Origin of the sequence: Micromonospora sp. Llam0 (genome assembly GCF_003751085.1) — a bacterium.
GTDB lineage: Bacteria > Actinomycetota > Actinomycetes > Mycobacteriales > Micromonosporaceae > Micromonospora_E.
In genome coordinates, this window is the sequence record NZ_RJJY01000001.1 from 71,664 (window position 1) to 94,930 (window position 23,267).

Here is a 23,267-nt window from a genome sequence, read left to right on the forward strand (position 1 = left end):
TAGATTTAATTAGTGCTTAGATCTCTGGTTACGCGGCGTACATCTGAGCTCACCCCCGTTAGGCTCGCGCGGCAAGCTCGTGCCACAGGGGGGCTGTTTTCTTGAGCAGACACAGATTGAGCGACGTCATCGCGCGTACCGGGTCCGGCCGTCGCCGGCTCATCGTCGGCGGCGTCAGCGCCGCGCTGCTGGCCGGCATGGTGGTCACCGCCCTGCCGTTGCTCGCCGACGACGAGGTCACCGTGTCGGCGACCGCCGACACCACCGCAACCGACGTGCCGCAGGACGGTGACAACGGGGCGAAGACCACCCTGGCCACCTGTCCCGCGCTCTGCGAGCGCAACCCGCGGGGGGCCCGGGACGCGATCGTCGAGTTCACCGTCGACCAACTACCGAAGACCGTTCGCAACCTGCGGGTCCGCCTGCAGTTGTACTCCTGGCAGGACCTGGACGCGCAGGTCACCGCGTACCGGACCGCAGTGGACGCCCGTCAGTCGCGGCCGTCGCTGGCCGGGGCGGACGGTATCGCCCGGACCGTCGACCGGGCACTCGCGACGCTGCCGACGGTCCGCAAGGGCTACAACGAGTGGGACGTGTCCGCGCAGGTCGCCGGCAACGGCACCTACACGTTCGCGCTGCGCCAGACCGGGCTGAACCAACGCGTCTACTGGCCGTCGGTCGAGTACCGCGACCAGTCGATCCGGCCACGGCTGGTGATCAGCTACGAGCCGGCGGCGGACGCGCCCAGCAGCCCGCCACCGGCTGCGGCGCCCACCCCGTCGGCGCCGCCGAGCGCGCCGGTGCCGACCACGCCGGCCCCGTCGGCGTCCGCATCGGCCTCCGCTTCGCCGACCGCCGCGCCCAGCCCGTCGGCCAGCCCGCCGGCCCCCGGTGCCGGCTGTGGCTCGGTGTCGGACCTGCTGGTGCCCGCCTGCGGTGCCTGGTGGGGGATGTACTCGCCGACCAGCGCCGCGAAGGGCTGGAACCACGGGGGTGCGGTCGCCGAGGTGGAGGCGCAGGTCGGGCGCAAGTTCGACATCGTGCACCGCTATCACGACTTCTCGAACGCCGGCAGCAACGGGGCGTTCCCTGACAAGTTCGAGCAGGAGCAGATGCGCGGCGGCCGGTTGATGTTCTTCGCCTGGGAGTCCCGGATCTTCTCCTCCGGCACCACGCTGAGCTGGCGGGACGTCTACAGCGGCCGGTACGACTCGGTGATCGACGACGTGGCCGGCCGGATCAAGGCGACCGGGGTGCCGGTGTTCATGGGCTTCGACCACGAGCCGGAGGACGAGCCGGCGAAGGGCAGCGACGCCGACTTCGTGCGGGCCTGGCGGCACGTGCACCAACGCTTCGCGAAGGCCGGCGCGGACAACGCGGTCTGGGTGTGGGTGATGATGGGCTGGTCGGGCCATTACGACCGGTACGCCGACCTCTACCCCGGTGACGCCTATGTGGACTGGGTCGGCTACGATCCGTACAACTTCTACGCCTGCAACGGCGGCAAGACCTGGAAGGATCCGCACACCACGGTCGGCGGGTTCTACCGGTGGCTGGACGAGCACCGCATCGGTGTGGGCAAACCCCGGATGCTGGCCGAGTTCGGCAGCAACTTCGACCCGGACGACCCGGCGGCGAAGCAGCGGTGGTTCGAGCAGTTCCCGGCGGCGATCAAGGCGCATCCGAAGATCAAGGCGGTGGTCTACTTCAACTCCGCCGGATCGACGACCACGTCGGCCACCTGCAACATGACGATGAACCACAACCCGTCCGCACTGGCCGGGTTCACCAGGGCCGGCAAGGATCCGTATTTCCGGCAGCCGCTGCCGGGCCGGAGTTGACCTGATAGGACGTTCAGCAGATCTGGTAGAAACCCGATCGGTCACCGTCCGATCGGTGGATGTCTGACCCGGCTGGGGTTGGCGCACGCTGTCTGAGACAATTTCCCATCTGGAGGGAAGCGTGAACCAATCCCAGCCTGGCTGGCGTCTGTCCAGCGGCCGTCGTCCGTGGGTATTGTCCCTGGTCGCGACGGCTGCGGTGCTTACACTGATCATCGACGCGACGGCCGCGGGCGCCGCCGTCGTCCCCACCCCGGCTCCGGCCACTCTGGTCTCGACCAATCCGGCGGACCACACTCCACATGCCCGCAACGGCGAAGCCCGGGCGTTCGCCGAGATCGGTGGCGTTGTCTTCGTCGGTGGCACCTTCACCGAGGTCCGGCCGACCAGTTCGGCGCCCTGGGAGGCCCGGCCGTACCTGTTCGGCTACCAGCGGTCCACCGGCGCGCTGGTCGCCGGTTTCCAGCCCGACCTGGACGGTGCGGTGAACACCCTCGAGGTCACCCCGGCCGGTGAGCTGATCGTCGGCGGGGTCTTCCGCAACGTCAACGGCGAGGCCCGCCGCAATCTGGTCGCCCTCGATCCGGCGACCGGTGCCACGGTGCCGTCCTGGGAGGGCCGCTCCGACGGCGGAGTGGTCCGCGACATGGAGGTCAGCGGTGACTGGCTCTACATCGGCGGCGCGTTCAACTGGGTCAACGGCACCCAGCACGCCGGGCTCGCCCGGCTCGACGTGGACACCGGTGCGATCGATCCGACCTTCGACGTCGACATCGCGGTGGGCCGGCACGACGTGCCACCGTACGTGTGGACGCTCGACGTCGCACCCGACGGTGACACGCTGGTCTTCGGCGGCAACTTCCGCGAGGTCGAAGGCCTGATCCGGGAGCAGATCGCGATGGTCGACCTGACCGGCACCCCGGTCCTGGTCGACTGGGACAGCAACCACCGGTTCGCCCCGAACTGCTCCTGGCGGACCTTCACCCACTACGTCCAGGACATCAGCTTCGGCGACGACAGCAGCTACTTCGTCGTCGGCACCAACGGGGGATCGGGCTGGCCGACCGCGTACTGCGACGCGCTGGCCCGCTACGAGACCGCCGACCGGGGCAGCGGCCTCGACGCCACCTGGCTCAACTTCACCGGCAACGACACCATCACCTCGGTGGTGGTCCGCGACGGCATCGCCTACACCGGTGGGCACTTCCGCTGGCTGAACAACCCGAACCGCAGCGACAACGCCGGTGACGGGGCGGTCGACCGGCTCGGCATCGGCGCGGTGACTGTGGCGACCGGGATGCCGGTCAACTGGAACCCCCGGCGCAGCGGCGGATCAGCGCTGCCGCCCGGCGCGAGCAGCTGGGGTTCCGCGGTGCCGGTGCTCTGGTTCGGCTCCGACGGCCTCTACTTCGGCCACAACTCGGACGGGATGGGCAACGAGTACCACGGTCGGCTGGGCATGTTCCCGGACGCGGGTGGGCGGACCGTCGTGCCGCGCAACCCGCCGACCGGCAGCACCGGCTACCTCTACCTGGCGGCAGCCAACGGCGACCTGACCAAGGTGCCGTTCGACGGGGCCACGCTCGGCACGGCTGCCGTCACCAACCAGCCGAATCTGGTCGACGCCGGCGCGGTGTGGCGGGTGCACGACCGGATCTACTGGGCCCGCCCGGTCGCCGGCACCGACACCGGCAGCCGGCTGGACATCTCGATGTTCAACGGCAGCAGCGTCGGCGGGCCGTGGGAGAGCTCGGGCTACAACTCCTGGTTCGACGCGTTGTCGCTGAACGCTGCGTTCTACCTGGACGGCCGGCTCTACTACACCCGCTCCGGCAGTGGCAACGACCAGCTGTTCTACCGGTACTTCGAACTCGACGGCAACTACCTCGGCGCCACCGAGTTCACCGTACCGACCGACGGCGTCACCTGGAGTTCGGTCCGTGGCATGGCCTGGGTGGCCGGCAGCATCGTGTTCGGCTCGTCCGACGGGCGGCTGCGGGCGGTGCCGTTCGACCCGACCGCCGACGTCGCGGTGGCCGGCACCACGGCAACCGTGCTGGCCGAGCCCGACCCGGCGCTCGACTGGACCAACCGGTCGATGTTCTTCGCGGCCGAGTGACCGGGCGGCGTAACGCCCCCCGGTGACCGAGGTGGGTCGGCGGCAGCATCCCTGCTGCCGGCCCACCGGCCATTTTGTAGGGTGAGGCATCGTTGCACAGGGGAGGCGGACCGGTGGGTTCGAGCACACGTCGGCACGGCGCGTTGCCGCGGCTGGTGTTCGCCGTCAAGCGGGCCTACTACCAGCTGCGCTACCCCCGCCTGAAGCTCGGCCGGGACGTGGAGATCCGTGGCCGGATCCGGCTCCGCCGTGGGGTACGGGTGACGATCGGCGACCGGACCCGGCTCAACAAGTTCGTCCGCTTCGCCGGCACGGGTGAGGTCACCGTCGGTGCCGACTGCCTGCTCAACGCCACCTGGATCGGCAGTTGGACCAGCGTCGAGGTCGGCGACCGGTGCCTGCTGTCCGACTGCGAGCTGATGGACAACGATTTCCACAATCTTCCGCCGCAGCTGCGCCACGCACCGCCCGGCCCGGCGACCCGGGCACCGATCGTCGTCGGTGACAACGTCTGGATCGGGGCGCACGTCCTGGTGATGAAGGGCGTCCGGATCGGCCACGACAGTGTCGTCGGTGCCGGCACGGTGGTCCGCGTCGACGTACCCGATCGGGTCGTCGTGATCGGCAACCCGCAGCAGATTGTGAAAAAGTTCGATGAGTGACCAGCCAGCCCGGACCGTGACCCTCACCGACCTGCTGCGGATCCCGCGGCTGCGGTGGCTGACGGTCGTCGCGGGCGCCGCCACCGGTCTGCTGCTGGCGATCGGCTACCTGGTGGTGGCCCCACCCGCCGCCTCGGCCACCGCGGTCGTCGCCGTCCGGCCGGTGGTCACCGACGCCTTCACCTACCCTGGGGCCGGCGCCGACCGGTCGATCAACATGAACGTCGAGAGTGGCATCGCGGCCAGCACCGAGGTGCTCGCCCGGATCGCCGACGCCCGGTCGGCCGACGTGGTCGAGGTCCGCCGGGCACTGCAGATCGAGGTCCCCACCGGCGGCCAGATCCTGCGGTTCACCTACTCGACCGGCACGGTCGACGAGGCGGTCGACACCGTGAACCTGGCGGCCGCCACCTACCTGCAGGTGCGCGAGGAGATGTACGAGCGGCAGCGCACCGACATGCTGGCCTCCTACGACGGGAGCATCGTCAAGGTGGCCGAGCAGCAGGACGCGGCGCAGAGTCGGATCGCCGACGCGAACAGCGCCTCGGCGGCCGACGCGGCGCTGGCCGAGTTCGGCTCGCTGAGCAACCAGTTGGCCGAGCTCAACGCGGCCCGTACCGAGATCGCCGCGATCGACGTCACGCCCGGCTGGATCACCCAGAGCGCCCAGCAGCAGCTGTCCACCGACGGTCCGCCCGGGATCCTGTACCTACTGGCCGGCCTGCTGGTCGGCGCGGTGCTCGGAGTGCTGCTGACCTACCTGCGGGAATCGGTGGACCGGCGGATCCGCAGCGAGGCGGAGGCCAGCGAGGTCGCCGGGCTGCCGCTGCTGGGCACCGTACGCCGCCGCGGGTTGCGGGTCGACGCGCGTACCGTCGATGCCGACGTCCGGTACGTCGGCATGGCCATCGCCGAACAGCTCCGCCAGGCGGTCCGTACCCCGGTGGTGGTGATCTCGTCGCGTAACCGGGAGGACACCACGCCGATGACCGCGAGCCTCGCCGTCGCACTGGCCGCCGACGGGCGGGACGTCTACATCGGCGACGACAGCCACCGGGTTACCGCGCTGCGCGACGCGTTGCTCGCCGACCGGCGCCGGGTGCCGTCCGGGCCGTTCGTGCCGGCGCAGCCGGACGGTGCCGCGCCGGGCCGGCCGGCTCCGGCGGGCGGCCACGACGTCTCGATCCCGTCGCCGGCCGGCGGTACGCCGCAGCTGGACCCGGCCGGCGGCGGCCCTGGCGCGCAGCAGCGCCCCGGCGACAGCGGCGACCCGGAGAGCACCCTCATCTTCTCTCTGCCCAACGTCGACCAGGACCGTACGGTGATCCTGCCCCGGGTGACCGACACGGCGGACGCCCCGGCGAGTCCCGCCCGGCGACCGTCGCCCCGGCCGACCCCGGGCACCGGGCAGTCCGGGCCGGCGGGCGGGGACCGGCCGCCGGCCGGCGATCGCCCGGCCGGCGGCGGCAGCCCGGTGGTGGCCACCATCCCGGTCCGTACGCTGCCGGCGGACGCGCTCACCGTCGGGGCCGGCATGGTCCGGATCGGCCTGTACGCCCAGGCACCGCGCGACGGGGAGATCGTGCTGTTCAACGCCCCACCGGCCGAGTCGGACGAGCGTGGCGTGCGGGAGGCGCGGACCGGCACCGCGATCGTCGTGGTCGAGCGGGACCGTACCCGGCTGGCCGACCTTCGCCGGTTGACCGACCGGCTGCGCGCCGCCGGGGCCGAGCCGCTCGGCTTCGTGCTTACCGGCAGCGGCCGTGGTTGAGCTGGCCCGGCACCCCCCGGCGCTGCCGATCTGGCCGCTGTGGCTGATGTTCGGCCTGGTGCCGGTCTGGTGGCTCAGCGGGCTGTTCTACTTCGGCTGGCCGGTGTTCGGCGCGCTGCTGCTGATCGTCATGTTCGTCCGGGGACGGATCCCGTTGCCCGCCGGCGCCGGGCTCTGGCTGGCCTTCCTGGCCTTCGTGGTGGTCAGCGCCACCCAGTTGGCCGACGTCGGCGCGCTGCTCACCTTCACCTTCCGGTTGTTGTTCTACGTCACCGCGATCGTCGTCTGCTGCTACGTGTACACGATGGCGCGGGAGCGGGACGCGTTGACGGTGGTGCTCGGCCCGCTGTGCGCCTTCTTCGTCGCCCTGGTGCTGCTCGGCTGGCTCGGCCTGCTGATGCCCCGGTTCGGCATGGTCACTCCGTTCGAACTGGTGTTACCGGGTGGATTGTCCGGCAACCCGTTCATCCGGGACATGGTGCACGCCCAGGCCACCGAGTACAGCGCCCGCTCGACCAATCCGATCTTCCGGCCGGCGGCCCCGTTCGCCTACACCAACACGTACGGCAGCACATTCGCCATCACCCTGCCGGCGGTGGTGGCCTGCCTGCTGCTCGGTGCCCGGGGCCCGGCCCGGACGGTCCTGCTGGTCGCCCTGCCGTTGTCGCTGCCGCCGGCGTTCCTGACCCTCAACCGGGGCATGTTCCTCAGCCTCGGCGTCGGGCTGGCCGTGCTCGGCCTGCGGGCCGCGGCCCGGGGCAACGTCAAGGCGTTGGCGTCCATGCTCGGGATGTTGGCCGTCGGCGGGCTGGTCACCCTGTTCATTCCGATCGGCGAGCTGATCGAGCGCCGGGTGAGTGTCAGCGACACCAACACCGACCGGCTGTCGCTCTACCTGGAGGTGCTGCGCTGGGTCCAGCGGTCGCCGGTGCTCGGTTTCGGCGCACCGGTGCAGGTCGACACGGTCACCGCCGACGCGCCGATCGGCACCCAGGGCCAGGTGTGGGCCGTGCTGTTCAGCCACGGCGTTCCGGCGCTGGTCTGCTTCATCGGCTGGTTCGTGATCGTCGGGCTCCGCTGCTGGCCGGCCCGCACGGCGGCCGCGCAGTGGCTCTCCGTCGTGCCGCTGATCGGCCTGGTCCAGCTGCCCTTCTACGGCCTGGTCAACCAGAACCTGACTGCGATCTTCTACGTCGCCGGGGTGGCGTTGGTGCTCGTCGACCGGGAACGTCCGGGCCGTCCGCCCGGTCAGCGTCCAGCCCCGCAGCGTCTGGCCGGGGCCGTACGGTGACCGCGGCCACCGACCAGCGGGAGACCCGGCGCAGCGCCCGCAGCGGCGCCATCGGGCTGGCCGGCGCGGCGGTCAGCGGGCTGTTCGGCTTCGTCCTCGCGGTGGTCATCACCCGCGGCTACGGGCCGACCGGCGCGGGCGCGTTCTTCGCCGCCGTCGGACTGCTCACCGTGGCCACCGCGGTCTGCACACTGGGGGCCGAGACGGGGCTGCTCTGGGCGTTGCCCCGCCGCCGCACCGGCGCCACCGGGGATGCCGCCCGGATGCTGCCGGTGGCGTTGCTGCCGCCGCTGGCGTTCGCCATCGTGGTGGCCGTCGTCGGGCTGCTGGTCGCGCCGCAGCTCGCGGTCGGCCTGTTCGATCGGGCGAGCACGGACACCGTACGCCTGGTTCAGCTCTGCGCGGTCGGGTTGCCCGTGCTGGTCGCCACCGGTCTGATGCTCGCGGCGGTACGCGGGGTCCGACCGATCGGCGGCTACGTGGCGGTGCAGTTCTTCCTGCTGCCGATCGGCCGGCCGGTGCTGGTCGGCCTCGCCGCGCTGGCCAGCGGCGCGGTGCTGCTCGGGCTGGCCGGCTGGCTGGTGCCGGCGCTGGCCGCCCTGCTGGTCTGCGTCGGTCTGGTCGCCGGGCCGCTCGGTCTGGGGCGCGGCGCCCGGCTGCGGGCCGGGTCGGCGCACTGGCGTGACTTCTGGCGGTTCGCGCTGCCGAGGGCCGGCTCGGCCGCCATCGACGCCGGCAGCATGTGGATCGGGGTGCTGCTGGCGGTGGCGCTGGCCGGGCAGGTCGAGGCGGGTATCTTCGGCGCGGTCGGTCGGTACATCCTGGCCGGGCAGCTCGCCCTGCAGGGGCTGCGGGTCGCGGTCGCGCCGCAGCTGTCCCGGCTGCTCGGCGCGGACCGGCCGGCCGAGGCGGCGGCGGTGCACCGGCAGACCACCAGTTGGGCGATCGTGCTCTCCTGGCCGGTCTATCTGCTGCTGGCGGTCTTCGCACCGGGTTTACTGAGCATCTTCGGGCCGGAGTTCGCCGCCGGTGCCACGGCGATGACGGTGCTGGCCGTCGCGATGCTGGTGAACATCGCGGTCGGTAACGTGCAGACGTTGCTGTTGATGAGCGGCCACAGCGGCCTGCATCTGGTGGCCACGCTGGTGAATCTGACGGCCACGGTGTCGTTGGCGTTCTGGCTGGTCCCCCGGCACGGGGTGCTCGGCGTGGCGGTGGCCTGGGCCACCGGGATCGTGCTGGAGAACCTGATCGCGGCGACCGCCGCCCGGCTGGTGGTCGGGCAGCCACTGGTGGACCGGTCGGTGTCGGTGGCGGCGGCGGCGACGCTGGCCGGTGTCGGGGCGGTCAGTGTGGTCGCGGTCGCCGCGGCCGGCCGGGACGTGGCCGGCCTCGGTACCGCGTTGGCCCTGGTCGGCGCGGTCGTGATCGTAGTGTCGGCGCTGCCGGGTGTGCGGCGCCGGGTATGGCGCAGCGTCAGACAGAGAGGTGGGTGAGACGGCCATGGCGTCCATCAGGGACCGCATCAAGCAGGCGGTACCGACCCAGGTGACCGACCGGGTACGCGAGTCGATGGTGCACTACGGGGTACGTACCAGTCACCGTCGCCCGCTGCCGGACTTCCTGATCATCGGCACGAAGCGCGGCGGCACCACCTCGCTGTGGAACTACCTGATCCAGCATCCGCTGGTGCCGCGGCTCTTCCCGGCCTGGAACACCAAGGCCACCCACTACTTCGAGGAGCACTGGTCGCGGGGGGAGGCGTGGTACCGGTCGCACTTCCCGACCGAGCGTCAGCGCGCTGCCCTGGCCGCCCGGTACGGCGGCCCGGTGCGCGCCGGTGAGGCCGCTCCGTTGTACATGTTCCACCCGACGGCCGCCGAGCGGGTCCAGCAACTGCTGCCCCAGGTACGGCTGATCGTGCTGCTGCGCGATCCGGTGGAGCGGGCGTACTCGCACTGGAAGGAACGGCGGACCGAGGGCAAGGAGCCGCTGGACTTCCCACAGGCGTTGGCGAGCGAGCCGGAGCGGACCGCCGGTGAGCGCGACCGGCTGATCGTCGACCCGAACTACTTTTCCGAGCCGTACGACTGGTACACCTACCGGGCGCGCGGGCGTTACCTGGAGCATCTCGAGCCCTGGCTGGACCGGTTCGACCGCGCCCAGTTTCTCTTCCTGACCAGCGAGGAGTTCTACCGCGACACCCGGTCGGCGTATCTGCGTACGCTCGATTTCCTCGGCCTGCCCGGGCATGAGCTGCCGACGTTCAAGGTGTACAACGACCGCCGGTCGGCGCCGATGGACGACGCACTGCGGGCCGAGCTGACTGCGTACTACCAGCCGCACAACGAGGCGTTGGCGCAGCGGCTGGGGTTGCGGCTGGACTGGGCCGGGGCGCCACGATGACCGGCACCGACCCGCGTCGCCGCGACGACGGTCTTGGCTGGGTGACCCGGGCGGTCTTCCCGGACGAACGGGTGCGGCTGACGCTGCTGCCGGCCGGGGCGTCGCAGCCGGCGCTGGATCCGGCCGACCGGCTGCTGGCGCGGTACGCGGTGGTGCCGTCGCCGGCCCGGGCCCGGTTTCTGCTGCCGTTGGGACCGCGCCGGGTGACCGCCGCCTCGGTCTGGGCGTACAACGCGCTGCGCCCGCTACGGGTGCGACTGCCCCGGGCGTTGCTCGGTCTGGCGGCCCGGACCGGGGTGCTGCAGGTGACCCGGCCGGCGGTGCTGACCGTGTCGGCCGGGCCGGAGCCGGCCGAGCAGCTGACGCTGGTCGACCATCTGGCGGCGCACTCCGGCGGGGCGCGCTGGTACGCGGCGATCGGGGTCCGTCCGCCGGACCCGAACCACAAGCCGACGGTGCAGTTGTTCGACGCGGCCGGACGGCCACGCGGCTACGCCAAGATCGGTTGGAACGACGCCACCCGGGAACTGGTCCGGGCGGAGGCCGCCGCGCTGGCGGCGGTGGCGCCGGTCGCGGGGGTGGGTGAGCATCCGGTGGTGCCGAGGTTGCTGGCCGCAGGCGAGTGGTCCGGTCAGGCGGTTACCGTCGTCGAGCCGCTGCCCGCCGACGTGCGGGGGGTCGGGGTGGGCGAGCCCTCGCAGGTGGCGGCGGTGCTGGCGGTCGCCCGGCGGGGTGGTGCGCCGGCTGTGCCGCGGCCGCTGGCCGGCTCGGCCTTCCTGGATCGGCTGCGGCGGTCGGCCGCCGCGGCCGCGAGCGACCCGGACGGTACGGCGGCGGCCGGTCGGCCCGACGGCGCGGCGGCGGCCGGCAGGCCTGCCGCCAACGCCGCCGACCCGCTGGCCGGACGCCGGTTGGCGGCGGCGGTGGAACGGCTGGCCGACCGGTTCGAGCAGGTGCGGGTCGAGTTCGGCCACTGGCACGGCGACTGGGTGCCGTGGAACCTCGGCCGGTACGCCGGGCGGCTGGTCGCCTGGGACTGGGAGCACAGTGGCCCCGAAGTGCCGGTCGGCTTCGACCTGGCACACGACGCCTTTCAGCGCAAACTGGTGCTCGACGGGGCTCCGGCGGCGAGCGCGGCGGCCGCTGTGGACGCCCAACTGCACCGGCTGGCCGCAGCGTTGGGTGTGGACGCCGAGCGGCGGCGGCTGATCGTCCAGAGTTACCTGATTGAGATGTGGCTGCGGACCTGGCGGCTGGCGGCCGGTGGCGCCGGGTGGAATCCGGCGCTGCACCCGGCGCTGCTGGACGTGATCGAGCAGCGGGGCGCCGACTGACAGTCGCTCCGGCTCGTCTCATATAGTGAGACTTCCTTGTCGTGTGCCCGACGTCAAGATTGTCGATCACGCGATTGCCAGCGTACCGGCGGTGGTGCCCGACTCTGTTCACCTACTAATCCTACCGAACGGATAGAAAATGTCTCACATTCTTAGGCACAGATAGTAACTGTTTGTTGAAATGCTCAGTTGTCGGGTGGTTTCGGGGAGTAGTTGCCAACTGTGGTGGTCGGGGATGTTGTCGCAGGTCAAGTGGATCGACGGGAAGGTGTCAAGCGACCTCCGCCAATTTTCTTTCCGGCCGTGGTCGCATATATTGTCAAACCAAACAGTGGTTGGCCGGCTAGTGAACTCTGGGGGCATCTGTGGCCAACAACGTGCCTGACGTTGACAGTGCACCCACGCTCCTGCTGGTCGGCTCGAGCGGTGGTCACCTCGCGCAGTTGCTCGCGCTCGAGCCGTGGTACGTCAACCGGACGCGGTGCTGGGTGACCTTCGACACGCCGGACGCCACCTCGCTGTTACGTGGCGAGGATGTCATGTGGGCGCACCATCCGACGACCCGGAACCTGCGGAACCTCGTCCGAAACGCCCGGCTCGCGGTGCGGATCTTCCGGCAGCGGCGGGTCGCCGCCGTGATCACCACCGGTGCCGGAGTGGCCTTTCCCTTCGTGTTCCTTGCCTGGTTGCGCGGGGTGCCGGCGATCTACATCGAGGTCTATGACCGCATCGACACGGCGACGCTCACCGCGCGGCTGTGTCGCCCTTTCCTGTCGGCGATGCTCGTGCAGTGGGAGGAGCAGCGGCGCCAGTACCCGGAGGCGACCGTCGTCGGCAACCTGCTATAGCTGTGCGCATTTATCAACGACGATGACATGTGAACGTAACAAGAGTAGAAGTGGCCAGGTCAAGGAGTTGATCGTGGTGGAATCCGCGTTGTCGAACCCCGGGCCGACCAGCGTCGCCGCACGGATCCCCCGGCAGCGCGGTGGGCCGCGTACCGGAACCATCCTGGTCGCCGTCGGGACCGACCGGCACCGGTTCGACCGGCTGATCGGCTGGTTGGAGGACTGGCACGCCGCCGCCGCCGACCGGGCCGACCTGATCGTGCAGTACGGGCACAGCCGAGCGCCGGAGCTGGCCGGGGCGATCGACTTCCTCGACCACGACGCGCTGCAACAAGCCATGCAGCGGTCCACCCTGGTGGTGTGCCACGGCGGCCCGGCGACCATCCTCGAAGCCCGCCGGCACCGCCACCTGCCGATCGTCGTACCCCGGGATCCCACTCTGGACGAGCACGTCGACGACCATCAGATGCTGTTCGCCCGCCGGCTGGCCGACGCCGGGCTGATCCGGCTCTGCCAGTCGCGCACGGCACTGTTCGAGGCGCTGGAGGCCGGGCTGCGCGCGCCGGCGAGCTTCGGCATCACCGCCGACGCCGGCACCGACACGGCCCGGCTCGCGGCCGTCGCCCGGGTCGGCGAGATCATTGAAGGGCTGATCTCGTCGGCGAACCCGCGCCGCGTGCTCAGCCGGCGGTCGCGGTGACCGCCGACCGGACCCCGACGATCAGCGTCGTGGTCCCCACCCGGGACCGGCCCGAGCTGCTGCGCGAGGCCATCGCCGCGATCCGCGGACAGGACTATCCGGCGCCCGTCGACGTGGTCGTGGTCTACGACCAGTCCACCCCGGACGCCGCGCTGGCGAGCGACGATCCGCACCGGCCGGTCCGGGTGATCAGCAACAGCCGGACCGCCGGCCTGGCCGGTGCCCGCAACAGCGGCATCCTGGCCGCGACCGGCGAGTTGGTCGCGTTCTGCGACGACGACGACCGGTGGCTGCCCGGCAAGCTCGCCGCCCAGGTCGACGAGCTGCTCGCCCACCCGGACGCCGAGTTCGTCAGCTGCGGCATCCAGGTCAGCTACGACGGCACCGTCAACGACCGGGTGCTCGACCTCGACAGCGTGTCACTCGCCGCGCTGCTGCGCGACCGGATGACCGAGCTGCACCCGTCGACGTTCCTGATCCGGCGCGCTGCGCTGGTCGACGGCTTCGGGCTGGTCGACGAGGAGATCCCGGGCAGCTACGCGGAGGACTACGAGTTCCTGCTCCGGGCCGCCCGCAGCGCCCCGCTGCGCAACCTGCGTACGCCGTACGTGCTGGTCCGCTGGCACAAGCGGTCCTACTTCGCGCAGCGCTGGGACACCATCGCCACCGCCCTGCAGTGGCTGCTGGACCGCTACCCGGAGTTCGCCACCGAGCCGGCCGGCGAAGCCCGGGTCGCCGGGCAGATCGCCTTCGCCGAGGCCGCCGCCGGGCACCGCCGCGGGGCGATCCGCTGGGCCCGGCACACCCTGGCCCGCAACCCGCGCGAGCCGCGCGCCTACCTCGCCCTCGCCGTCGCCAGCCGGGCGGTACGGCCGGACATGGTGCTCCGTACCCTGCACAAGCGCGGCCGGGGCATCTGACGCGACGGCTTGGGTGCGCGGCGGCCCGCTGAGACGAGCGGGGCATCGCTGTGCCTCGCGGCGCTCCGAGCCGGATATCGGTGAAGGTATGCGGCGGTAGTTCGGTAGCCTGCTATCCGTGGCCAGTTCCGATATCCGTGTGCGCTTCGCGCCTTCCCCGACGGGCATGTTCCACGTCGGTAATGCCCGGTCTGTCCTGTTCAACTGGGTGCTGGCCCGACAGTCGGGCGGGACGATGGTGCTGCGGATCGAGGATACGGACGCGGCGCGGAACCGTCCGGAGTGGGTCCAGGGCATCCTGGACGCGATGGAGTGGCTCGGCATCGGTCCGAGTGAGTACGAGGGCCCGCTGTTGCAGTCCGACTATGCCCAGCACCACCGCGAGGCCATCGACCGGCTTCTCGCCGCTGGGCGCGCGTACTACTGCGACTGCGCCCGGGATCAGGTGATCGCTCGGACGGGCAGTGATCACAAGGGTTACGACGGCTTCTGCGGGGACCGTGGTCTGCCTGCTGGGGAAGGTCGCGCGTTGCGGTTCCGTACGCCGGACGACGGCTCGACCGTGATCGTCGACCTGGTGCGCGGCAAGCCGACCTTCGACAACGCGCTGATCGAGGACTTCGTGATCGCCCGTGGCGACGGGTCGCCGGTGTTCCTGCTGGCGAACGTGGTCGACGACATGGTCATGGGCGTCACCCATGTGATCCGGGCTGAGGAGCACCTGCCGAACGCGCCGAAGCAGCAGTTGCTGTGGGAGGCGTTGGGTGCTGAGCCGCCGGTGTGGGTGCACGCGCCGATCCTGGTCAACGAGAAGCGGCAGAAGCTGTCCAAGCGGCGGGACCGGGTGGCTCTGGAGGACTTCCGTGCCGAGGGCTACCTCGCCGAGGCGATGCGCAACTACCTGATGTTGCTCGGCTGGGCGCCGTCGGGTGATCGGGAGATCCTGCCGTGGGATGACATCGTGGCGGAGTTCCGGCTGTCCGACGTCAACCCGTCGCCGGCGTTCTTCGACGTGAAGAAGCTCCGCGCCTTCAACGGGGACTACATTCGGGCGCTGTCGGTGGAGGCGTTCATCGAGGCGTGCCAGCCGTGGTTGCGCGGCGATACCGTGCCGTGGCGGCCGGAGGCGTACGACGCCAACGCGTTCGCCGCTGTCGCCGAGTTGGCGCAGACCCGGATCGCGCTGCTGTCGGAGATCGTGCCGATGGTCGACTTCCTGTTCCTCGATGAGCCGGTCACCGACGAGGCAGCGTGGGCGAAGGCGATGAAGGTCGATGCCCCGGCGCTGCTGGCCGCTGTGGTCGAGGCGTACGGGACGTGCGAGTGGCGGGCCGAGGTGCTCAAGTCGACGCTGGAAACCATGGGTGCTGAGCGGGGACTCAAGCTGGGCAAGGCGCAGGCGCCGGTCCGGGTCGCGGTGACCGGCCGCACCGTCGGGCTGCCGTTGTTCGAGTCGCTCGAGATCCTCGGACGTGAGCGAACCTTGGCTCGCCTGCGAGCCGCACTCGACCGCCTGAGCTGAACCCACTTCTGTGACCGGCGGATCGACCCCGCCGGTCACCGTTTGGTCGTCGATCGATCCGCTCCCGAGCATTTCCCGGATGACCTGTCTCCCTAGTGGAGGCACGTCGGAGCATGATTGGCGTACCCGATGAGTCTTGAGAAACTGCTGGCCGACCGGCTGGCCCAGGCGTTTGCGGCCGTGGCCGGCGAACCGGTCGATCCGGTCGTGCGGCGATCGCAGCACGCCGACTTCCAGTCCGACGCCGCCCTGCCCCTGGCCCGTCGGCTCGGCCGCCCACCACGGGACATCGCCACCGACGTCGTCGGCCGAGCGGAGCTGACGGACCTCTGCAGCGCCGTCGAGGTGTCCGGACCAGGGTTCATCAACCTGACGGTCGCCGACCCGGCCCTCGGCACGCTGCTGTCGACGGTGGCCGCCGACACCCGGCTCGGCGTCGCACCCAGCGCAAACCCGCAGACAGTGGTCGTCGACTACTCGGCGCCGAACGTCGCCAAGGAGATGCACGTCGGGCATCTGCGGTCGACGGTGATCGGTGACGCCGCCGTACGACTGCTGGCATGGCTCGGGCACCGGGTGATCAAGGCCAACCACCTGGGCGACTGGGGCACCCCCTTCGGGATGCTCATCGAGCATCTGCTCGACCTGGGCGAATCGGAGGCCGCCCATGAGCTGTCCGTCGGTGACCTGGACTCGTTCTACAAGGCGGCCAGGGTCAAGTTCGACGCCGACGACGCGTTCAAGCAACGGGCCCGGCTGCGGGTGGTCGCCCTGCAGAGCGGTGACGAGCAGACCCTGCGGCTGTGGCGGATGCTCGTCGCCGAGTCGGAGAAGTACTTCCTCACCGTCTACGACCAGCTCGACGTCCTGCTCACCGGCAAGGACTTCTACGGCGAAAGCTATTACAACGACCTGCTCGCCCCGGTGGCCGACGAACTGGACCGGCTCGGGCTGCTACGCGACAGCGGCGACGCCGCCTGCGTCTTCCCCGACGGCTTCACCGGCCGCGACGGACAGCCGTTGCCGATCATCGTGCGTAAACGCGACGGCGGATACGGCTACGGCGCCACCGACCTCGCGGCGATCCGCCACCGGACGCAGGATCTCGGCGCGACCCGGCTGCTCTACGTCGTGGGCCAACCGCAACGGCAACACTTCGAGATGGTGTACGCGGTCGCCCGGCAGGCCGGCTGGCTGCACCCGCCCATCCAGGCGGAACACATCGGCTTCGGTTCGATCCTCGGCTCGGATGGCAAGATGCTGCGCAGCAGGGCCGGTGGCTCGATCAAACTCGTCGGCCTGCTCGACGAGGCCGTGACCCGGGCCGCCGAACTCGCCCGGCAGAAGAACCCCGACCTGCCCGAGGCGGAAATCGCCGAGGTCGCCCGCGCCGTCGGGATCGGCGCCATCAAGTACGCCGACCTGTCCACCGACCGGATCAAGGACTACGTCTTCGACTGGCAACGGATGCTGTCCCTCGACGGCAACACCGCCCCGTACCTGCAGTACGCCCACGCCCGGATTCGGTCCATCTTCCGCCGCGCCGGGATCGAACAACCCACCACGACCCCGATCGTGGTCTCGCACCCGGCCGAACACGCCCTCGCCCTCGAACTGGCCAACTTCGGCACCGTCGTCACCGGCGTCGAACAGACCCTGGAGTTCCACCGGCTCGCCGGCCACCTGCACACCCTCGCCACCACCTTCAGCGGCTTCTACGAACACTGCCCGGTCCTGCGCGCCGACGGCGAGGTACGCGACAGCCGGCTCGCCCTGTGTGACCTCACCGCCCACGTCCTGCGCCAGGGCTTGCACCTACTGGGGATTGCCACCCCGGACCGCATGTAGCTGATGGCTCCCGGCGGCGGGTAGCGGAGCGGGCCGGCAATCGGCGGCGGATGTGGATGTGGACGCGTACCCAGGTCGCCTAAGCCGTGAACCCGTCGCTGACGGGCCAGTGGGAAGCGGGACCAGTACGTGTGACCCCGACTGGACCAGGATAAAGGTCCTTATTTGTCTGCTTTAGATGTTCATTCACAGATGCTGTTGCACATCCTGTCGCGTGTACGCTGTAGTTATCTACAGCACACACGCTTGGAGGACTGAGCTTTGGCGCTGTCGTACAGGTACACGGCGGTGGGGAACGGGTTGCGAACGGATCACCCGATTCCGGATCTGCCGTTCGTCGACGACTCCCACCTGCCGCTGGACGACCCGGACGCGATCGAAGCGATCGGCCGCAAGCCCGGCGTCAACGGAACCTGGGGCCGTACGGATTTGTGCAAGGACGGTGGCTGGGTTGCCTTCACGACCGACGTCCTGCGACCGGATCTGGGCTGGGTGGTCCGCTGGCACCCCGAGCACGGCCGGTCGGTGGTGCTCTATCGCGACGAGGACGTGGCGAGCGCGTACATGTCCTACGAGGACGAGGCCCTGCTGTTCCGTGCCGGCGGCTACTGGTGGGACGGCACGACGTGGTATCGGCCGTCGCAGGTATTCGACCGGGCTCGGGAGATCTACGTCAACCGGCCGGTCCCGGCCGCGTTGACGATCAGTGCCGCCGACCTGCCACAGGGCGACCCCGGGAAGGGCGCGGTGTGGGCGATCACTGAGCTCGGCCCCGACACGATGACGCCCGCCGCCTCGCGCCGCTGGCATGACGACCTCGCGCTATGGGCGCTGCGGCACGGGTCAGTGCGGCACCTGGCGGGCTGCGTCGTGCACCTCACCGCTCCGGAACTTGCGGCGGACCAGCTCCTCGGCGTGGCCGAGCTGGCCGAGATCGCCGGGATCGGCGCCAGCACCCTGCGCGCCTACCAGACCCGAGGCGAGAGCGACGTGCCGCTGGCGCAGGCCACCGTCGGTGGGCGCAGCATGTGGTCCCGACCGGTCGCCGAGGACTGGGCCGAAACCCGCCGCCGCTCCCGCGACGGCGTCGCCCGCACCATGGCCGACCGCGATCACGAGAATCTGTCGGTCGGTGTGGCGCGGCTGTGGGACTACTTCACCAACGCCTTTGTCATCGACCTGTGGGACCGAGACAGAAACCGCAAGAGGTTCGCGCTGCGCTGGCGTACCAAGGCGGCGGTGCGTGACGTTGCCTACGACGTCGCCTGGACCGCTGCCGCCAGCCTCGATCGGATCGTCCCACTCGGCGATCTCGGAGCGACGATCCGCGCCGCCGTGTTGTTCGAGCTCGCAGACTGGCAGCGCACGGTGCGCAATGACGAGGTGAGTTACCCGATCAATCACGCGATTGCCCGGATGCTCGACTGGTTGATCCAGCACGAGCCCGGGCATGCCCGGGCCGTCGTCGCGGAGATCGTCGGCGAGGCCGAGCGTGGCCTGGGTATTCCGCCCGAGGTCACCGGCTCCTCTCTGCGTCAGGCTCTCGCGTTGGACGGCAAACTGTCTGGCGAGAACGCCTACGCCGAGTTTCTGGACCTCGTCCTACCACCGGACGACTGACCGGCGTAGACACGATGACGGCGGGGCGATCCGCGAGATCAGCCCCGGACCGAGCCGATGCTCGATGGCCCCGGCCTCAACAAGGTCCGCTGCCGGACGTCCGCCGATGTCCAGCCGCGCCTAACCATCGGCCCACCGCTGCCACCAGCGGACAACCTCGTTTGCCTCCAAACCGTCGCCTCGGCGATGTCCGCCAGGTCCGACCCGGCCAACAGAGCAACGCGAATCATCAAAGGGCTGCCAGCTTATCCACCGCACAGCACCCACGGTGCCGGCCTAGCAGATAGCGGGCCGGCACGGCGTGACGGCGGCACGCATCGGGTCAGTGCAGGGGGCCGATCTCGGATTCGATCGCGCAGCGCAACTCCCGGCCGGCCACCACCGCGCGCGTCGCCTCCAACGCCGGGGCCAGGAAGACATCCGGCCCCGGCTCACCGGCGAGCTTGCCGACGATCTCGACCGCCGCCTGCCCGGCCGGCGACGGCCGTAACGGGGCCCGCAACTGCAGGCCGCGTACCGCCGCCAGCAGCTCCACCGCGAGCAGACTGGTCAGGTTGTCCAGCACCGTACGCAGCTTGCGGGTCGCCGCCCAGCCCATCGACACGTGGTCCTCCTGCATTCCGGAGGTCGGCACCGAGTCCACCGAGGCCGGTGCGGCCAACCGGCGGTTCTCCGCGACGATGCCGGCCGCGGTGTACTGGGCGATCATCAGCCCGGAGTTGACCCCGGCGTCCGGGGACAGGAACGCCGGCAGGCCCCGGGACCGGTTCACGTCGAGCAGCCGGTCCACCCGGCGTTCGCTGATCGACCCGACCTCGGCGGCCGCGATGGCCAGGAAGTCGGCGGCGAAGCCGAGCGGCGCACCGTGGAAGTTGCCGGTCGACTCGACCCGCCCGTCCGGTAGCACCACCGGGTTGTCCACCACCGACCGTAACTCCCGGCCGGCGACCGCGCCGGCGAACGTCAGCGTGTCCCGGGCCGCCCCGGCCACCTGCGGCGCGCAGCGCATCGAGTAGGCGTCCTGCACCGCGTGCAGCAGATCGTCGCGGTGCGAGTCCATCACCGCCGAGTCCTGCAGCAGCCGGTGGATGTTGCCCGCCGACACGCCCTGACCGGGATGTGGCCGGATGGTGTGCAGGTCGGCCTGGAACGGCCGGTCCGAGCCGAGCATCGCCTCGATCGCCAGCGCGGCGGTGACGTCCGCCATGGTGAACAGGTGCCCGGCGTCCTCGACCGCCAGCAGCAGCATGCCGAGCATCCCGTCGGTGCCGTTGATCAGCGCCAGACCCTCCTTGGCGGCCAGCTCCACCGGGGCCAGCCCGGCCCGACGCAACGCCACCGCGCCGTCGACCCGGTCCCCGGTGTCCGGATCGCGTACCCAGCCCTCACCCATCAGCACCAGCGCGCAGTGCGCCAACGGCGCCAGGTCACCGGAGGCTCCGAGCGACCCGTGCTCCGGCACCCACGGGGTGATCCGATGGTTGAGCAGATCCAGCAGCGCCTGGGCGAGCAGCGGCCGTACCCCGGAGCGGCCCAGCGCCAGCGACCGCACCCGCAGCACCAGCATCGCCCGGACCACCTCGTCGGGCATCGGCGCGCCGACCCCGGCCGCGTGCGAACGGATCAGCGCGTGCTGCAGCTCCGAACGCCGGTCCGGCGCGACGAAACTGCTGGCCAGCGCGCCGAACCCGGTGGAGACGCCGTACACCGGGCGGCCGTCGCGTTCGATCGACTCGACGATGTCCCGGCTGCGGGCCATCGCCGCGACCGCGCCGGGGCTCAGCTCGACCCGCGCCCCGTCCCGGGCCACCGCCCGTACCTGGGCTGCGGTCATCCCGTCCGGTCCGATCATCACAGTGGACATACTGGTACTCCGTCGCGCAGGACCTGATGGACAAGGGGCACCCCCGGCCGGTAGGCCAGGTGCAGATGCGACGGTGCGTCGAGTAGCAGCAGGTCGGCGCGGGCACCCGGGTGCAGTACGCCGACGTCGGCGCGGCGCAGCGCCCGCGCGCCACCGGCGGTCGCCGCCCAGACAGCCTCCGCGGGGGTCATCCCCATCTCCCGTACCGCCAGCGCCACACAGAACGGCATCGACGTGGTGTACGACGAGCCCGGGTTGCAGTCGGTGGCCAACGCCACCGTCGCACCGGCGTCGAGCAGCCGGCGGGCATCCGGGTACGCCGACCGGGTGGAGAACTCCGCGCCCGGCAGCAGCGTCGCCACCGTCGCCGAGCCGGCCAGCGCCGCCACGTCGGTGTCGGACAGATGGGTGCAGTGGTCGGCGCTGGCGGCCCCCAGCTCCACCGCCACCGATACCCCAGGGCCGGGCCCCAACTGGTTGGCGTGCACCCGCAGCCCCAGGCCGGCGGCGGCCCCGGCGGCGAGCACCGCGCGGGCCTGGTCGCCGTCGAACGCGCCGCGTTCGCAGAACACGTCAACCCAGCGGGCGTACGGGGCCGCGGCCGCCAACATCGGGCCGGTGACCAGGTCGACGTAGTCGCCCGGGTGGTCCGCGTACTCGGCCGGCGCCACATGCGCGCCGAGGAACGTCGTCTCGTCGGTGAACTCCGCCGCCACCCGCAGCGACCGGGCCTCGTCGGTGACGCTGAGCCCGTACCCGCTCTTGACCTCGATTGTGGTGCTGCCCTGCCGCAGCGCTTCACGGCGCAGCCGCCCGACGGTGCCGCGCAGCTCGTCGTCGCTGGCGGCGCGGGTCGCCGCCACCGTGGTCCGGATGCCGCCGCCGTCGTAGCGGACCCCGGCCATCCGGGCGGCGAACTCGCCCGCCCGGTCCCCGGCGAAGACCAGATGCGCGTGACTGTCCACGAAACCGGGCAGTCCGGCCCGGCCGCCCGCGTCGATCCGCCGGTCGGCGGCCGGCGCCTGCGCCGCGCGCCCCACCCAGGCGACCCGGTCGCCGTCGACCAGCACCGCCGCGTCGGTCAGCAGCCCCAGCGGGCCGCCGTCGTGCGTCGGATCGTTGGTGACCAGCTCCCCGATACCGGTCACCAGCAGCGTGCCCGTCGTCATCCGGTCGTCACCGCCCGAATCGCGGCGGCCAGGTCGGCCGGTACGTCGACGTGCAGATGCCGGCCGTCGGCCACCACCGGCCGGCCGTCGACCACCACGTCGGTGACGTCGGCGGCGGTCGCCGCGAACACCAGACCGGCCGGGTCGACCCCGGCGGTCCGTACGCTGTCGCGTCGGACGGTGACCAGGTCGGCGCGGGCACCGACCGCGATCTGGCCGGCGTCGGCCCAGCCCAGCGCGGCGTGCCCGGCTCCGGTGGCCATCGAGATCAGCTCGCCGGGGGAGAAGTGTCCCCGCCGGCCGGTGCGCAGCCGCTCGTGTGTCTCCACCGCCCGCGCCTCCTCGAACAGGTCGACCACCGCGTGGCTGTCACTGCCCACGCTGAGCGCGACCCCGGCGGCCGACAGCGGACCGGCCGGGCCGATCCCGTCGGCCAGGTCCCGCTCCGTGGTCGGGCAGAGGCAGACCCCGGCCCGCGCGCCGGCCAGCAGCGTCACGTCGGCATCGGTCAGGTGGGTGGCGTGCACCGCGGTGGTGTCCGGGCCGAGCACCCCGGCGTCGGCCAGCAGCGCCGTCGGGGTCCGGCCGTACCGGGCCAGACAGGCAGCGTTCTCCGCCGGCTGCTCCGACAGGTGTACGTGCAGCGGGGTGCCCCGCTGCGCCGCCGCCCCGGCGACGACCGGCAGCCCGGCGGCCGGTACCGCCCGTACCGAATGGACCGCCGCGCCGGCCCGTACGTGGTCACCGGTCGGCCGCCACCCGGCGGACCGGTCCGCCCAGTCGGCCGCGTCGGCGTCGCCGAACCGGCGCTGCACCCCGGTCAGCGGTGACCCGTCCACCCCGGCGGTCAGGTAGCAGGTGTCCAGCAGGGTGAGCCGCAGCCCGGCGTCGGCGGCGGCCTGCGCGAGCGCGTCGGACATCACGTTCGGCTCGGCGTACCGCCGGCCCTGCGGATCGTGGTGCAGGTAGTGGAACTCGCCGACGCAGGTGATCCCGGCGAGCGCCGCCTCGGCGTACACCGCGCGGGCCAGCGCCAGGTAGCTGTCCGGGTCGAGTCGTGCGGCGACCGCGTACATCCGGTCCCGCCAGGTCCAGAAGCTGCCCCGGTCGTCGTGGGTCCGCCCGCGCAGCGCCCGGTGGAAGGCGTGCGAGTGGGTGTCGGCCAGGCCGGGCAGGGTCACCCCGGCGAGCCTCGGTACGCCCGGCGGTGCCGCCACCCCGGCGGTGACCGTGGTGAACCGGCCCGCCTCGGCCTCGATGAGCACCCCGGCCGCCGGGGCCGGCCCGCCCAGCCAGGCGTGTTCGGCGTACCACCGCATCCGGGTCGCCCCGGCTGCCGGCACCTGCATCCG

At 71.4% G+C, this 23,267-nt stretch carries 17 protein-coding genes; 14 read left to right on the forward strand and 3 right to left on the reverse strand.

The features are described 5' to 3' along the window. Nucleotides 1–116 precede the first annotated feature (116 nt). The 14 genes from EDC02_RS00350 (at nucleotide 117) to EDC02_RS00415 (ending at nucleotide 18,882) form a co-directional block, all read left to right on the forward strand. Entirely contained in the window at nucleotides 117–1,841 is a 1,725-nt protein-coding gene (locus tag EDC02_RS00350; RefSeq protein WP_233605662.1) for a glycoside hydrolase family 26 protein, read from the forward strand. A gap of 181 nt (nucleotides 1,842–2,022) precedes the next feature. After that, nucleotides 2,023–3,960: a delta-60 repeat domain-containing protein gene (locus EDC02_RS00355; RefSeq protein WP_123604364.1), complete on the forward strand. Its 1,938-nt coding sequence runs from the start codon at nucleotides 2,023–2,025 to the stop codon at nucleotides 3,958–3,960. A gap of 113 nt (nucleotides 3,961–4,073) precedes the next feature. Next, nucleotides 4,074–4,622, forward strand: a complete 549-nt coding sequence (locus EDC02_RS00360) for a DapH/DapD/GlmU-related protein (RefSeq protein WP_123600194.1) — start codon at nucleotides 4,074–4,076, stop codon at nucleotides 4,620–4,622. Continuing rightward, a complete protein-coding gene (locus EDC02_RS00365; protein ID WP_123600195.1) occupies nucleotides 4,615–6,393 on the forward strand; it encodes a lipopolysaccharide biosynthesis protein in 1,779 nt (592 codons plus the stop codon). The genes EDC02_RS00360 and EDC02_RS00365 overlap by 8 nt, the downstream gene beginning before the upstream one ends. Continuing rightward, nucleotides 6,386–7,684, forward strand: coding sequence for an O-antigen ligase family protein (locus EDC02_RS00370; protein ID WP_370461402.1), 1,299 nt, complete (start codon nucleotides 6,386–6,388; stop codon nucleotides 7,682–7,684). The genes EDC02_RS00365 and EDC02_RS00370 overlap by 8 nt, the downstream gene beginning before the upstream one ends. Next, the gene (locus EDC02_RS00375) at nucleotides 7,681–9,180 is read left to right on the forward strand and encodes a lipopolysaccharide biosynthesis protein (RefSeq protein ID WP_123600196.1); all 1,500 of its coding nucleotides are present in this window, start codon (nucleotides 7,681–7,683) and stop codon (nucleotides 9,178–9,180) included. The genes EDC02_RS00370 and EDC02_RS00375 overlap by 4 nt, the downstream gene beginning before the upstream one ends. 7 nt (nucleotides 9,181–9,187) lie before the next feature. Next, complete coding sequence (locus EDC02_RS00380) at nucleotides 9,188–10,090, forward strand: sulfotransferase domain-containing protein (RefSeq protein WP_123604366.1); 903 nt, start codon at nucleotides 9,188–9,190, stop codon at nucleotides 10,088–10,090. Continuing rightward, nucleotides 10,069–11,424 carry a hypothetical protein gene (locus tag EDC02_RS00385; RefSeq protein WP_123600197.1) on the forward strand — a complete coding sequence of 452 codons (1,356 nt, stop codon included), beginning with the start codon at nucleotides 10,069–10,071 and terminating at the stop codon, nucleotides 11,422–11,424. Before EDC02_RS00380 ends, EDC02_RS00385 begins: the two co-directional genes overlap by 22 nt. 365 nt (nucleotides 11,425–11,789) lie before the next feature. After that, entirely contained in the window at nucleotides 11,790–12,272 is a 483-nt protein-coding gene (locus EDC02_RS00390) for a UDP-N-acetylglucosamine--LPS N-acetylglucosamine transferase (RefSeq protein ID WP_199757458.1), read from the forward strand. 73 nt (nucleotides 12,273–12,345) lie between these two features. Continuing rightward, on the forward strand, nucleotides 12,346–12,972 hold the full coding sequence (locus tag EDC02_RS00395) for a glycosyltransferase (protein WP_233605663.1): 627 nt from the start codon (nucleotides 12,346–12,348) through the stop codon (nucleotides 12,970–12,972). Then, the gene (locus EDC02_RS00400; RefSeq protein ID WP_123600199.1) at nucleotides 12,969–13,892 is read left to right on the forward strand and encodes a glycosyltransferase family A protein; all 924 of its coding nucleotides are present in this window, start codon (nucleotides 12,969–12,971) and stop codon (nucleotides 13,890–13,892) included. Before EDC02_RS00395 ends, EDC02_RS00400 begins: the two co-directional genes overlap by 4 nt. 118 nt (nucleotides 13,893–14,010) lie before the next feature. Then, nucleotides 14,011–15,414 (forward strand): glutamate--tRNA ligase, encoded by a 1,404-nt coding sequence (gltX, locus tag EDC02_RS00405; protein ID WP_123600200.1) that lies wholly within the window; start codon nucleotides 14,011–14,013, stop codon nucleotides 15,412–15,414. A gap of 129 nt (nucleotides 15,415–15,543) precedes the next feature. Then, on the forward strand, nucleotides 15,544–17,262 hold the full coding sequence (gene argS / locus EDC02_RS00410) for an arginine--tRNA ligase (RefSeq protein ID WP_123600201.1): 1,719 nt from the start codon (nucleotides 15,544–15,546) through the stop codon (nucleotides 17,260–17,262). Nucleotides 17,263–17,562: 300 nt separating this feature from the next. Then, nucleotides 17,563–18,882 carry a hypothetical protein gene (locus tag EDC02_RS00415; protein ID WP_233605664.1) on the forward strand — a complete coding sequence of 440 codons (1,320 nt, stop codon included), beginning with the start codon at nucleotides 17,563–17,565 and terminating at the stop codon, nucleotides 18,880–18,882. 322 nt (nucleotides 18,883–19,204) lie between these two features. Here EDC02_RS00415 and hutH read toward each other — a convergent pair whose 3' ends face one another. The 3 genes from hutH to EDC02_RS00430 are packed head-to-tail and all read right to left on the reverse strand — an operon-like array spanning nucleotide 19,205 to nucleotide 23,264. Beyond that, nucleotides 19,205–20,746 carry a histidine ammonia-lyase gene (gene hutH, locus EDC02_RS00420; protein ID WP_123600202.1) on the reverse strand — a complete coding sequence of 514 codons (1,542 nt, stop codon included), beginning with the start codon at nucleotides 20,744–20,746 and terminating at the stop codon, nucleotides 19,205–19,207. Next, on the reverse strand, nucleotides 20,734–21,915 hold the full coding sequence (hutI, locus tag EDC02_RS00425) for an imidazolonepropionase (RefSeq protein WP_123600203.1): 1,182 nt from the start codon (nucleotides 21,913–21,915) through the stop codon (nucleotides 20,734–20,736). Before hutI ends, hutH begins: the two co-directional genes overlap by 13 nt. Further along, nucleotides 21,912–23,264, reverse strand: coding sequence for a formimidoylglutamate deiminase (locus EDC02_RS00430; RefSeq protein ID WP_233605665.1), 1,353 nt, complete (start codon nucleotides 23,262–23,264; stop codon nucleotides 21,912–21,914). Before EDC02_RS00430 ends, hutI begins: the two co-directional genes overlap by 4 nt. Nucleotides 23,265–23,267 lie beyond the last annotated feature (3 nt).